We start from the raw sequence: 12,986 nt of genomic DNA, 5'->3' as shown, positions 1-12,986 counted from the left end.
TGCTTTCTCAAGCTAGAGTCGGAGAGATTTCTATCACATGAAAACGCTAATTGCCGTTTTCATCTCCTGATCATCTGTCCCGTCGCCTTAACGAGTCCTTGACGGATGTGCGTCATCGCCGCGACGCCGTGCTGCGAAAATGATGCGCCCAGGTTGTGGGCGGTGGCCGGTAAATTGCGTGGCGCGCTTATCTTCGGTAGCCCGTACGCATGATCGGATCGAACCCCATCGACCTAGACGCCGTATCCTGGGACGACCTTCGTCTCTTCACGATCGCAGCAAGGCATCGCAGCTTCCGGCGCGCCGGCCTCGACGCCAAAATCAGCGCGTCAACCTTCGCGCGTCGGATCGAGATACTCGAAGAACAGCTCGGTTTGAAACTGTTCAACCGCATGCCGGACGGCATCGTGCTCACGGCCCAGGGCGAGCGGATCTTCGAGGCGGTCGTGGAAATGCGGTCGCCCCTGCAGAACCTAAAAGCCGTGATCGAGGAGGAGCGCGTCGGGGCTTCATCCGTCTCGATGAATGTGACCCAAGGTATGGGCGTCGGCTGGGTGATCCCGCGCGCCGCCGAGTTCCAGGCCGAGCATCCCGACATTCGGCTGGACATTCGCCTGTCGGCGGATCTCGCCGACGTGCTGCGCTTCGGTTGCCAGATAGCCATCCAGCTCCGCCGCCCCGAGAACGCCGACGTCATCGCCTATCGCCTCGGTCGCATGCACTTCCAACTGTTCGCCAGCAGTGGCTACATCGAGCGCTTCGGCAAACCCGAGAGTTGGGAGGACGTCGGCCGCCACCGGTTCGTCGATCAGATCGACAGTGTCGTGTCCAACGTCCAGGTCGAGGACATCCTGCAAGGATCGCAGGCTGCGGGCCGAATCGCCACGCGCGTCAACAGCAGCTTGGCCAACCTCGCCGCAGTTGAGGCCGGGCTCGGCATCGGCGTGCTGCCGACTTATTGCATTGCCTTCTTCGGCAGCAAGATCGAGCCCATCGACATTGGCTTGCGCACCCGCAATCTCGACATCTGGCTGACGTTCCGGCCGGAGGTCCGTGCCTCCCGTAGCGCCGGCGCCGTGATCGACTGGATCAAATCGATCTACGACACGCGGAAATATCCTTGGTTCAACGATGAATTCATCCACCCGGCCGAATTCACGGAGCCTCGCTTGTAGGGCTTACCCGGCGTCGTCAACACATCGCCGGATGGGTGTCTGCGCAGAACGGGATACGCCCCGCCCTTGTCGGGCGGGGCGATCTTGCCGACCTCACTCGGCTGTCCGTCGGGACCAGATGAGTGCGTAGTTGCCGGAAATGTCGGTGTCCTCGATCAAGGTGGCGTAGATCGCTGCCGAGAAGCTGGGATCGTCGAGTTTGGCCGAGAGATATGAGCGGCCTTCTTTCGAGGTTTTGGCCCAGGCCGCGCCGATCTCAGTCTTACCGGCGAAGAGACGGTGGGACGGACCCTTGTCGCTTTCGCTGTCGTTGCGGATGAAGCGGACCTTGCTGGTCAGGGTCAGCGTGTTGATCACGCCTGTAAAGCCGATTTCGTCCTTTTTGAAGCTGCCGATCGTCGCCATTTTCGTCTCCTGTCGATTTTGTCCGGGCCGCGACCACCGCGTCCTCGATGGCGTCGACAAGGTCGAGGCGGGCTGAGGCGCACCCGCAGGGTCGCAACATCGTGGAGAACGGCACCGCCGTTGCGCCTGCAAAGCCCGCCTCTGCCAGGCAGCCAGCAGAACGAGGACGCAGGTGGCCACGGCCCGGACAAATCCGACAGGAGACCAACCCACGCCGCCCAGCAGCTTCAACGACGACGAAAACGGCAACCGCAGCCCAATGTAGCCATCCATCATTCTGAACCTGCGGGTCCGCCTACGCACAGTTTTTGCGTGCCTGCGCCGTGTTCTCGCCCATGCCAATGACCACGCCGCCAGGTCCTAGAGCGGGCGGCAGTCAGCTCGTCTCGGAATGATGCGCTTCCGCTTCTGGCCCTTTGCGGGCTCTGGGAATGTCCGCTTCGGGAAGCCAGAGTGCGAATCACTCGACAGCGGAATTCGGCCCGATCTCGGGCACCACTAGCGTCCTCTGATCGATATTCGGGGTCGGAAGGCAGCCTGCGGGCAAGAAGTAGCCGCCGGAGGACGTATGAAGTGGTGCTTTGAACGCAAATTGCCGATCTGCGAAGGCCGCTTGAATAACTGACCGCGTTTTCGTGTCTTCGTTGCCGCTTTCATTAAAGTGTAGGCTGCACAATTCAGGGTAGTGGGGTAAATACATCGTTCTTTCCTATTCTTGCAAATTGAAAACGCCTGCGGAAGGAAGCCTGTGCGTATCGAATCCGTAACCCTGTCCGGCTTCCGCTGTTTCGGTCCTGATCCGATCACGGTGCCGATCTCGCCCGAGATCACGGCGGTCGTCGGCCCGAACGCGGCGGGCAAGACCGCGCTGCTCCATGCCTTGTCGAAACTGTTCGGGGTGTCGCGGACGCAGCGCGCCGTGCAGCGTTCGGATTTCCACCTGGGTGCCGACGATGATCCCGACGATCGTGAACCCAAGGATCTGTTCATCGACGTGTTGATCGGTTTGCCGGAGTTGGCCGATGGCACCGCGACGCCGGAGACGATCGCGCCCTCGTTCCGGCACATGCAGATCGACCGGGGAGGCAAATCGCCGGTCTGCCGCCTGCGTCTTGAAGCACGATGGGAAGATGACGGGACGGTCGAGGGTGAGGTTTCGCAAGAGCTGTTCTGGGTCGATACACTCGATGCCGAGCCGGCCGAGGACAAGCGCCATCCGGTGTCGGCGGCGGATCGCGGCCTGATCCAACTCTACTATACACCCGCAAGCCGGGACGCTGCGGCGCAGATCAAGGCGACGACGGGTGCGCTCGCTGCGCGCCTGCTGCGCGCTATCGAATGGTCGTCCGAAACAGAAGAGGCCGTTCAGGAAGCCACCGAAAGCTTGGCGACAGCTTTCGAGGGCGAGTCGGCCATCGCCGCAATCGGCAAAGCCTTGCAGGCGCGCTGGTCCGGGCTTCACGACGATGTTGTCGATACGAAACCCCGGCTTAGCCTGGTCAGTCGCCGGTTCGAGGACGTCATCAGCAAGATCGCCGTCATTTTCGAGCAGGGACCGGACGGCCAGGAACGCGGTCTCGACGCCCTGAGCGACGGGCAGCAATCGCTGTTCTATTTCGCGTTGGCTGCGGCAGTGTTCGATCTGGAGCGCGAGGTTGTCGCCGGCACCGTGGACGGCTTCCGTGACGATACCCTGCGTATCCCGGCGCTCACGCTATTCGCGCTGGAAGAGCCGGAAAACCATCTCTCCCCATACTTCCTTGCGCGCATCATCCGTCAGGTCCGGTCGCTGACCGACGCCGGCGGCGCGCAGGCGATCGTCACCAGCCATTCGCCGGCGGTGCTGAGCCGCGTCAATCCGCGAGAGGTCCGCTACTGCCGGTGCGACCCGAAGACGCGGGTCTCGACGGTCAAGAAAATCAAGATTCCGCCGGGCATTGACGAGGCGTCCAAGTTCGTCCGTGGCGCGATGCTCGCCTATCCTGAACTCTACTTCGCCCGGTTCGTCCTGCTGGTCGAAGGCGACTCGGAACGGATCGTCCTGCCGCCCTTGGCCGATGCGCTCGATCTCCTGATCGATCCTGCCTTCGTCGCCATCGTGCCCTTGGGCGGGCGGCATGTGCAGCATTTCTGGCGATTGCTGAAACATCTCGGCATCCCGCACGCGACCCTTCTCGATCTCGATCTGGGTCGCGACGGCGGTGGCTTTGGTCGCGTGAAGACGGCGATCGAGAAACTCATCGAATTCGGCGTGCCAAAATCAACGCTGCTGAAACTCGATGAGGGTGTGCTGTCCGACGAAAGATTTGCGGCTATGCACACTTGGCAGGACCCGGAAGATCGCAAGATTCTGCAAGGCTGGATCAGTTGCCTGAAGCCGCATGGCGTCTACTTTTCAGCGCCTCTCGACCTCGATCTGGCTATGCTCGAAGCCTTCCCGGACGCCTATAAGGCGATCATCCCCAAGGGTGGCGGTCCGAAGATGGCCGCCGACAAAGCGGCAGAAGTGGTGCTCGGGACAGCGGGACCGGGACTCACGCTCTACACCGGTCCGTTCAAGGACTATCCGGCGCTTTTGCCAGCCTACCGTTATCACTTCCTCACCAACAGCAAGCCTGCAACGCATCTCGCAGCTCTGACCCACATCAAGAAAAAGGATCTGGCCGAGAACATGCCTCCGGTTCTGGCCGAGGTTCTCAAGCACATCGCCAAGTCGTTGCGGCGGGATTAGCCATGGCGGTGCTGTCGCGACGGGTTCGCCCCGATGATTGGAAGCCGGTGGGCGTGGAAGCGCTTGAAGCGAATGCGTTGAAGGTCGTCCGCTCGACAGACAATCGATCCGTCATCGCCGGCCCCGGCGCGGGCAAGACGGAATTGCTGGCGCAACGCGCCGCCTATCTCCTTCAGACAGGCGCCGCACCCGCGCCAAGGCGTATTCTCGCGATCAGCTTCAAGCGTGACGCCGCGACCAACCTCGCTGCGCGCGTCCGTCAGCGCTGCCATCGCAATCATGCCGGGCGCTTCGACTCGATGACCTTCGACGCCTTTGCGAAAGGGCTTGTTGACCGCTTTGGTCAGGCGCTGCCCGAACGCTGGCGGCCACGGCCCGATTACGACATCATGTTCCCCAATGATCGTGATTACCGCGATTTCCTGTATCAGACGGTCGGCACACCTCCTGCATCAGTTGGCACCTATGCCGACCTCCAGGCGATAGCGGTGAAGACATTCGAGCGCCGTCATCTTGTTGGGTCGCCACTCCCGGTGGACGGTTGGTCACAGCCGACGCCGGGCCAATGGGCCGCGGACCGCTTCTGGCAAACCACGCTTCACGAAGGCAAGAAGAGCATCCTGTCGTTCCCCATGATCGGGAGGCTCGCCGAACTCCTGTTGCGGGTCAATCCGATGGCGCGTGACGCGCTTCGACTGACCTATTCGCACCTGTTCATGGACGAGTTCCAGGATACGACGCAGATCCAATATGATCTGGTCCGCACGATCTACCTCGACACCGACACGGTGGTCACGGCCGTTGGCGACAACAAACAGCAGATCATGCGCTGGGCGATGGCGATGGATGATCCCTTTACCGCCTTCGACGCCGACTTCGGCGGAAAACGAACGCCGCTCTATAACAACTATCGCTCGTCACCTGAGCTGGTGCGCATCCAGCATGTCCTTGCGCAGGCGTTGGACGCCCGCGCCGTGGCGCCGGTATCGAAAACGGCGGGTACAATCGCCGGGGACAGTTGCGCGATCTGGGATTTCTCCACCCCGGAGGTCGAGGCGGATCGCCTAGCGGCGTTCGTTGCTGGTGAAATGAAGACACACAAGCTCGGCCCGCGCGACTTCGTTCTGCTTGTCCGTCAGAAGACCATCGACTACGCGGCCGTCCTTGAACCGGCCTTCGCGGCTGCCGGTATTCCGCTGCGCAACGAGGCCGGGACCGCCGGAGCGGTCATGCTGCAAGAACTGCTGGCTGAAGAAGCATCGGAACTGGTCATCGCCATTCTGCGCCTAGCGATGACTAAGCGGGCGGGTCGATACTGGACGGATTGTCAGGGGGTGCTGGCGGCACTTCGTGGTGTCGCGCCGGACGAAGAGGATGCACAGGCGAAACTGGCCTGCGAACTGGACGCTTACGCGATTAAACTGACCGCCGCGCATCCCCGTCCACCAAAGTCGAAGGCAGTCGCGCGATCCATTGTGGACGACATCCTGGCGTTCATCGACCGAGAACGGCTGATCGCGGTCCATCCGGCCTACGGCCAGGGTGGTTGGCTCGACAAGGTGCTTGATGCAGCCGCAGTGCATCTGCTGGCGTCGTCCGCCGGCGGTATCGACTGGTCGTCAACTCTCGATGCCTATGAAGGCGTTCACGCGATTCCGCTGATGACGATCCATAAGAGCAAAGGATTAGAATATCACAGCGTCATCTTCGTGGGGTTGGACGATGGCGCATGGTGGAGTTTTTCCAACGATCAGATCGAAGCCACTGCCGGGTTCTTTGTCGCGTTCACCCGCGCGAAACAACGTGTCATCTTCACATATTGCGCACGCAGAGGGGCACGAAGCAAAATAGCCACTCTCTATAGCCTGCTGGAGAAGGCGGGAGTCCGGACGTTCTCCATCACCTGAACGCCGCCTACCTTGCAACTCTTCAGGCATAGTGACGGGGCATTCATGCGACGTCGTCGTCATACCGATCGTGACGCAGGGCTGCCCCCATCTCGGTAACGTCGTCGGAGAGATCGAGCACAATTTTAATAGGCGATTCAGCCGGATTTTCATAGTTGAACTGATCGACGTCTTTCCGCGACGCTGGCCGAGATGGCCGTTGCTGCCTCACCGCGGACTCTTGGGGCGATCAGCTTAGGGGCGGAATCCATAAAAATGCATATCCAGCAGAAGTTGAAGTAGCTGCCGGAACTGGGGCGCTGAGCGTGCGGCGCGCAGTAACTCAGATTCGAATGCCGACCGGTCGGGCTCATTGATCAGCGCCCGAGCTCGTAAGGATAAACTTCGGCTAAGCCGCGTCTTTCCTCGCAAAACCTTGGAATAATGCCCCTGGCTAATCCCTAGCTGACGAGCCCACTCGGTTTGGCTCGCTCCCGACTGACGGCGCGCAGCTTCTAGGGCTTCGATCGCAGAGCCGACTTGCGCGGCGGACTGTTCAGGCATATGCATAATTATGCATATGCCTGACGCTGCTGACAACCCCCTTACTTTCTCACCTTCTACGGAGATCGTGCCGGGCGTGATCTTTGGGCGTCCGGAGTGGGTGCCTAGTCCAGCCTTTTGGTTCAGCCTCGCCTCTGCAGGGTGGACGGACGATGACCGCTATGTGAGCCCGCCGGGGTCTCTCCTAGCCGACGACATAGCCTTCTGCATTCTCGGCGGCTACGGGATCCGGATGGAGGTCAATCAGGCCGCCTGGCAGCGACTTAAAACTGCCGGTGCGCTGAACCCTCCTCTCGATGTGGCAAGAATCGAGACGCTCTTAGTCGAACCGCTCGACGTTGGGGGCCGTTTCGTTCGGTATCGCTTCCCAAGACAACGTGCTTCGCGCCTCTTTGAAGCACTACGGCGGCTTGACGAGCTTCCAGTCGACCAATTGTCTCCGCTGGATCTCCGTAAAGAACTTATCACCCTTCCCGGTATCGGACCCAAGACGGCGTCTTGGATCGTACGGAATTGGACAGGCACGGATGCGGTCGCGATCCTCGATGTGCACGTCATCCGTGCGGGTCAGATGATGGGCCTGTTTCCGGAGAGGGTTCGACTGCCACGGGATTATGCGACATTGGAAGCGCGGTTCCTGGACTTCGCGACAGCCCTTCGTGTTCCAGCTTCCTACCTGGACGCGCTGATGTGGCGGGAGATGCGCGCTCTTACAACCTGAGTGAATTCCTAAGGTTCGCCAAGATACGCTATGGTTGTTCTGGGGAGCGATTCGTGGCCGGAAAAAAGCTTGGAACTACAGGAGGTGGCAATAGCGCAGGCGGCGAAAGCGACGACTGCGACATCGTCATCGACTGCGATCTCTTAGGGATCCACCCCGACGCTTTGAACCGCGTTCTAAAGGGCGATCAACTCCATCTCCGCCTCGAACTGGGAGAGCCCTACCGTTCGGTAGTGTGCGTCACGGCGGAGGGAGCGATATTAGGCGCACTAACAGCCTTTCCGGGTCTCAGCAAACTTATACGCTGCCTCGAGCGCGACGTGACCTATAGCGTCACGATTCAGGATATGGGAGCCGGCCGTTGCCACGTCGTCGGCGGCGTCTCATGATCGTGGCCGGCGGCATCTATCGAGAGGAATGTATCGCTCCATTCTGGGACCGCCTGTTCGGCTCGGGCGGTCGCGCGGCAACGGCGATCGCCGGACTCGCGGCAGGAACCGAACTATATGGCTATGTCGCAGAAGAATGGGCGGAGGACGCTCGGTGTTCGTTCGGCAGCATGGGTGTCACGCCTCATCTGACCCCGATCCCCAACAAGATCTGTTTCCGTTACTTTCATTCCCTGTCGCGCCCCGAGATCGACGGCCACAATAGGAACGTCTTTTCTCCCCTGAAAGCGTCGGGACCAGCGGTCCTGCGGTTCGGCATGCTGGAGGGCAGCGCGATCGTCCGGGGCGAGCGTGTAGTCTACGATCCTCAGAATTGGGCGGAAGCGCTTCAGTTCCGGGCCAATGGCTCGATGGCTGACGCGCTCGCTATCGTGTTGAACCAATCGGAACTTGAGCACAGCACCGGCTTGGCGGGGATGGACGCCGTGCGGTGGCTCATTCACGACACGGGAGCTGCTCTAGTCGTGGTGAAACGAGGCCCATGGGGCGCCGCCGTTTATTGCGGAACAAGACAGACGGAGATTCCAGCCTTCCAATCACCATCCCTGTTCAAAATTGGGTCGGGAGACGTCTTCAGCGCGGTATTTGCGCACATGTGGGCAGACCGCCACTTCTCGCCTGAAGAGGCAGCGCGACACGCCTCCCAAGCTGTTGCAACTTATGTGGCAAGCCGGGACCTGCAGCGGCTGACGCCTGCGTATCCGCTCGTACCAGCGCCAAGTGGCACGGCAGGGATGATTTATTTGGCCGGTCCCTTCTTCACTTTGGGCCAAAGGTGGCTTGTCGAAGAGGCGCGGAACGCCCTTCTGTCACTCGGTGCATCCGTATTTTCCCCACTTCACGAGGTCGGGATATTAGGCGATGCGGCGGGGATTGCCGGCCGAGATCTCGCGGGTCTACGAGAATGTTCCGCAGTGCTCGCGCTGATTGACGGGGAGGATGCAGGTACTCTTTTCGAACTCGGCTACGCCCGTGATCGCGGCATCCCGGTGGTCGCGTTCTCGGAGGCGCCTCGGCCGGAAAGCTTGACCATGCTCGCTGGAAGCGGCTGCGAGATCACTGACGACTTCGGCGCTGCGGTCTATCGTTCGGTCTGGGCGGCGGTGAGATGAAGGCGCTCCTGATGTCCGGAGGGTTGGACTCCGCCGCGCTCGCATGGATGCATCGGCCGGATCTGTGCGTCACAGTGGATTATGGACAAAGGTCGGCCGAAGGCGAATGCGTCGCCTCGAAAGCGCTGTGTGATCAGATGGGGCTCCAACATCTTGTCTTGGCAATTGACCACTCTTCCATCGGGTCGGGCGATATGTCGAACGCAGCGCCCTACAAGGATGCCCAGGCTCCCGAGTTTTGGCCATATCGAAACCAGTGTCTGATTACTTTGGCGGCGATGGCACTGGTCGGCCGTGGCCTTGAGGAACTGATGATCGGCATCGTCTCGACCGATCTTCACGCGGATGGAAGTGTCGAGTTCGTGAAGGCGATGGACCGGCTGTTGCAACTTCAAGAGGGCTCGGTTCGACTTGTTGCGCCGGCGCTGGAGATGACGGGAGCTGAATTGCTTCGGCGCTCCGGCTTCCCGTACGATCTGATCGGTCTAACGTTCTCCTGCCATACCCACCGTTACGCGTGCGGGCAATGCGGCGGATGCGCAAAGCATCGTGTAACGGTCGATGAGGTCTACGGAATGGTCAAGTCGGCAATAGGCGTGGGGGAGCTGTAGTGGGAGGATCATCGGATCCCAAACCCGCCCCGAGCCGTCGTCGATCTCGGAATGAGGGCGGGACCGGTGACCCTTGCGAGATCGACATCGAGATCGATCTCGTCGGACTGCAGCCGGCCGTTGCCGGGATTCTCAATAAAGGCGACTTGCTAGCCGTTGATTTTGTACCGATGCCGCCAGCAGTCAGCGTCGTATGCAAGGCACCAAGCGGTCAGATCGTGGGGTCGCTTTCGGCGTTTCTTGGTCTCACTAAGCTAATAGCGTGCATGAAAATGGGAGTGGCCTACCGCGCAGTAGTTCTATCGTCATCTTCGACGCGATGCACGGTGATCGTCCGTCAGGCGGCCGCGTTTTGATTGTTGCGGGTGGCTCATACGTCGAATTCTGCCTGTACCCCTATTGGCGCAGGCTTTTTGGATCAGGACTTCGGGCAGCGCTTGCTCTTCAGCACCTGTCGCCAGACACGGAGCTCTTCACCTATGCGCCGCCACATTATGCTGATGATGTCATGGCGTCGCTCCGGGGTGCCGGACTTAAGGGGCATATCTCCCCTGCGACAGAGAGCATGCGGTTCGAGTGGCTACACCCTTTTCAGCTGACCGACTTTCCAAACGCGGCGATGGGGCAACTTCCGACCATTGATGTTGTGGCGCCATCGGTTCTTCGGTTTGGGATGCTCGAAGGCTCCGCCAGGGTGCAGGCTGAACGCGTGGTCTATTCATTGCAGAACGAAACCGAGGGCTTCTTTGAAAACGGATCGAATGCAAAAGAACTTGTGATGGTGATTTCGGAGCGAGAGCTCGAACGCATGTTGCCAGAGGCCAGAACGGCCTCCGACAGGATCGCCCAGCTATTCGAGCACAACGATTACTCGGCGTTGAGACACTTTGCGATTCTGCTCCGTAATGAGCTCGGCGACGTCACACTTCATCCGCGCCGCAGCTCAGCTGTGAAAGTGCCAACTTACGCGTCAGCCAGTTACTTTAAAATCGGGTCGGGCGATGTGCTAGCGGCCGCCTTCGCCCATGCCTGGCTGGAGGAGGGGCAGGATCTCGAGGCCGCCGCTGATCGCGCCGCCCGGTCCCTCGCTTGGTTCATACAAGACGCCCGTCTTCCCCTGCCGATGGACCACGCGTTGCCAACGCGACGCTCCTCGGGCTTTTTTCCCGACCGAGTGCGGATTCTGGGTTCCGAAACACTTGAGATGGGGCAGCTGCTCGTCGCAACGCTGGACTGGCTGGAGCGCCAGAAAATCGAGGTCGTAATGGAGCTAGATGGCGAGGGGAGCAGAGCGCCAGCCGACGTTCCAACCTTGGTGCTGGTTGGAGCCCGCACGATGCTGAACGAAGTGAGAGATCTCGCAGCGTCGTCGGCCACAGCCTCGCGACGAATTGTGTTTAGCAATGGGATTGCAGGACTGGACGCCTTTTTCCCCAACGCAAATTTCGTCGAGGATTATGCAAGCGCTCTATATCATCTGCTTCGGAGCCAGGGGGCATGAAGCACATCAACTCACCGTCGGGCAGGGGGGCGGGACCTGCCGTCGTCAATCGAACCACTCAAGGCAAGCCCTCCAAGCTTCCGCCTATCGAACTGGTCCGGCTCGATCTTAAGCGTTGGAACGAGTTCATGACCTTCATCGACCAGCGTCGAGCCACGAACTGGGTCTTTCGGGGCATGGGATCTCCAGAGTGGGACTACACGCCCAGTGTCGGGCGGCTGAGACTGGACTATCGTCTGACGGAAGAAATCCGCGTGTTCAACGCGTTCAAGAAGTCGGCAGGACTTCACTTGCCTATTCTTCCAGCCAATGATTGGGACTGGCTGGCGCTCGCACAGCACTATGGTCTACCAACCCGTCTGTTAGACTGGACGACTAATCCATTGGTGGCCGCCTTCTTCGCCGTCTCTTTTGGTCCCGCTGAAAAATCGGCCTTCATCTATGCGCACCAAATTACTGAGGACGATGTCATCGACACCGACGCCGATACAGATCCATTCAAGATTGGCAAGGTAGGGTTCTTGCTGCCAGACCGTTCCGTCGCCCGGATCGTCAGTCAGCGGGGCCTGTTCTCCGTCCACCCCAAACCCAACCAGCCCTGGGCGCCGAAATCGTTCTTGAAAGATCGCTTTGAGGTCGAGCCGGACCTGCGGCGACGATTTCGTTCCCGACTGTCCACGCTGGGGATCGACGATGCTCACATCTACGCTGACCTTGCGGGGCTCTGCCAGATGCTCAAATGGCGATACGAGAGCGGCCTTGGGATCGGTATGCTGACGAGATGACCAAGATGAGCACCTCAAAGACTGATCATATGCGGCGGGCTATCGCGATCGCCGTTCGAGGATTGGACCCCAGGGAGACTGAAGGCGGCAACGACCTGTCGGTGTTATCCAACGATACCCAGTTCGAATCGGTCGAAGTGTTCGACGATGAGATCTCGATCTCCGGTCGAAGCTTCTCGGGGCCGATCGTCTGGCATGTCGAGCTGGTCTACAGGGACGCCGATGGCGACATTCGACAGTCTGACAGTTTTCCTGGAACGGTCACCGGTCGGTTCGATGGCGAGCAGGTTGTCATCGAGCATATGACAGCCGATACGCGGTCCTTCTACCAGTAGATAGGAGCCTCGAAGCCGAGGCTGAAAGGACTGCGTCTATGAATCAGGCCCTGGATGACGGCCGAGAAGCAGATGCAATGCGCAAAAGGGCCTCTACAAGCCGTCGGTTAGGTTACAAAACTAGCCCGACCGCGCGGCTGTGAAACTCCAAGGTGCGCGCGGTCTCGGCCATTTTGTTGTATCCGAGCGCCCCGCCTTGTCGGCGGAGCGCTCGACGTTCGACGCTCTTACTCGGCTGTCCTACGCGACCAGATGAGTGCGTAGTTGCCGGAAGTGTCGGTGTCCTCGATCAAGGTGGCGTAAATCGCTGCCGAGAAACTGGGATCGTCGAGTTTCGCCGAGAGATAGGGTTTGCCTTCTTTCGAGGTTTTGGCCCAGGCCGCGCCGATTTCGGTCTTGCCGGCGAAAAGGCGGTGTGACGGACCCTTGTCGCTTTCGCTGTCGCTGCGGATGAAACGGACCTTGCTGGTCAGGGTCAGCGTGTTGATCACGCCAGTGAAGCCGTTTTCGTCCTTCTTGAAGCTGCCGATCGTCGCCATTTTCGTCTCCTGTCGATTTTGTCCGGGCCGCGACCACCGCGTCCTCGATGGCGTCGACAAGGTCGAGGCGGGCTGAGGCGCACCCGCAGGGTCGAAACACCGTGGAGAACGGCAACGCCGTTGCGCCTGAAAAGCCCGACTCGGCCAGATAGCCAGCAGAAAGAGGACGCAG

The 12,986-nt window shown here is 60.1% G+C and carries 12 protein-coding genes; 9 read left to right on the top strand and 3 right to left on the bottom strand.

Annotation, left to right across the window (positions count from 1 at the left end; all coding sequences use genetic code 11):
• The first annotated feature begins 209 nt into the window (after positions 1 to 209).
• Positions 210 to 1,175, top strand: a complete 966-nt coding sequence (locus tag DWF00_RS19935; RefSeq protein WP_114832078.1) for a LysR family transcriptional regulator — start codon at positions 210 to 212, stop codon at positions 1,173 to 1,175.
• 93 nt (positions 1,176 to 1,268) lie between these two features.
• Here the strand turns inward: DWF00_RS19935 and DWF00_RS19930 are convergent, their stop codons facing one another.
• Positions 1,269 to 1,580: a DUF736 domain-containing protein gene (locus DWF00_RS19930; protein WP_114832077.1), complete on the bottom strand. Its 312-nt coding sequence runs from the start codon at positions 1,578 to 1,580 to the stop codon at positions 1,269 to 1,271.
• A 748-nt stretch (positions 1,581 to 2,328) separates the two neighbouring features.
• On the opposite strand from DWF00_RS19930, the gene DWF00_RS19925 reads away from it, so the two are divergent.
• Together DWF00_RS19925 and DWF00_RS19920 are read left to right on the top strand one after the other, a co-directional pair.
• Positions 2,329 to 4,311 carry an AAA family ATPase gene (locus DWF00_RS19925; protein ID WP_114832076.1) on the top strand — a complete coding sequence of 661 codons (1,983 nt, stop codon included), beginning with the start codon at positions 2,329 to 2,331 and terminating at the stop codon, positions 4,309 to 4,311.
• 2 nt (positions 4,312 to 4,313) lie between these two features.
• Entirely contained in the window at positions 4,314 to 6,218 is a 1,905-nt protein-coding gene (locus DWF00_RS19920) for a UvrD-helicase domain-containing protein (protein WP_114832075.1), read from the top strand.
• Positions 6,219 to 6,452: 234 nt separating this feature from the next.
• Here DWF00_RS19920 and DWF00_RS30145 read toward each other — a convergent pair whose 3' ends face one another.
• Positions 6,453 to 6,761 (bottom strand): helix-turn-helix domain-containing protein, encoded by a 309-nt coding sequence (locus DWF00_RS30145; RefSeq protein WP_425453148.1) that lies wholly within the window; start codon positions 6,759 to 6,761, stop codon positions 6,453 to 6,455.
• 232 nt (positions 6,762 to 6,993) lie between these two features.
• On the opposite strand from DWF00_RS30145, the gene DWF00_RS19915 reads away from it, so the two are divergent.
• From DWF00_RS19915 to DWF00_RS19890, 6 genes are all read left to right on the top strand, one after another.
• A complete protein-coding gene (locus DWF00_RS19915; protein ID WP_245974117.1) occupies positions 6,994 to 7,482 on the top strand; it encodes an 8-oxoguanine DNA glycosylase in 489 nt (162 codons plus the stop codon).
• Between the two features lie 385 nt (positions 7,483 to 7,867).
• Positions 7,868 to 9,043 carry a PfkB family carbohydrate kinase gene (locus tag DWF00_RS19910; RefSeq protein WP_114832073.1) on the top strand — a complete coding sequence of 392 codons (1,176 nt, stop codon included), beginning with the start codon at positions 7,868 to 7,870 and terminating at the stop codon, positions 9,041 to 9,043.
• Positions 9,040 to 9,654 carry a 7-cyano-7-deazaguanine synthase gene (locus DWF00_RS19905; RefSeq protein ID WP_114832072.1) on the top strand — a complete coding sequence of 205 codons (615 nt, stop codon included), beginning with the start codon at positions 9,040 to 9,042 and terminating at the stop codon, positions 9,652 to 9,654. Before DWF00_RS19910 ends, DWF00_RS19905 begins: the two co-directional genes overlap by 4 nt.
• A 565-nt stretch (positions 9,655 to 10,219) precedes the next feature.
• Positions 10,220 to 11,155, top strand: coding sequence for a hypothetical protein (locus DWF00_RS19900; protein ID WP_147283810.1), 936 nt, complete (start codon positions 10,220 to 10,222; stop codon positions 11,153 to 11,155).
• Positions 11,152 to 11,940: an FRG domain-containing protein gene (locus tag DWF00_RS19895; protein ID WP_245974115.1), complete on the top strand. Its 789-nt coding sequence runs from the start codon at positions 11,152 to 11,154 to the stop codon at positions 11,938 to 11,940. Before DWF00_RS19900 ends, DWF00_RS19895 begins: the two co-directional genes overlap by 4 nt.
• Positions 11,941 to 11,945: 5 nt before the next feature.
• Positions 11,946 to 12,275, top strand: coding sequence for a hypothetical protein (locus DWF00_RS19890; RefSeq protein ID WP_147283809.1), 330 nt, complete (start codon positions 11,946 to 11,948; stop codon positions 12,273 to 12,275).
• A 227-nt stretch (positions 12,276 to 12,502) separates the two neighbouring features.
• On the opposite strand, the gene DWF00_RS19885 is transcribed toward DWF00_RS19890, so the two are convergent.
• A complete protein-coding gene (locus tag DWF00_RS19885; RefSeq protein WP_114832068.1) occupies positions 12,503 to 12,814 on the bottom strand; it encodes a DUF736 domain-containing protein in 312 nt (103 codons plus the stop codon).
• Between the last annotated feature and the right edge of the window lie 172 nt (positions 12,815 to 12,986).

It is taken from the genome of Allobosea caraganae (genome assembly GCF_003351345.1).
GTDB classification, from domain to species: Bacteria; Pseudomonadota; Alphaproteobacteria; order Rhizobiales; family Beijerinckiaceae; genus Allobosea; species Allobosea caraganae.
This window is presented reverse-complemented; position numbering and strand designations above follow the sequence as displayed.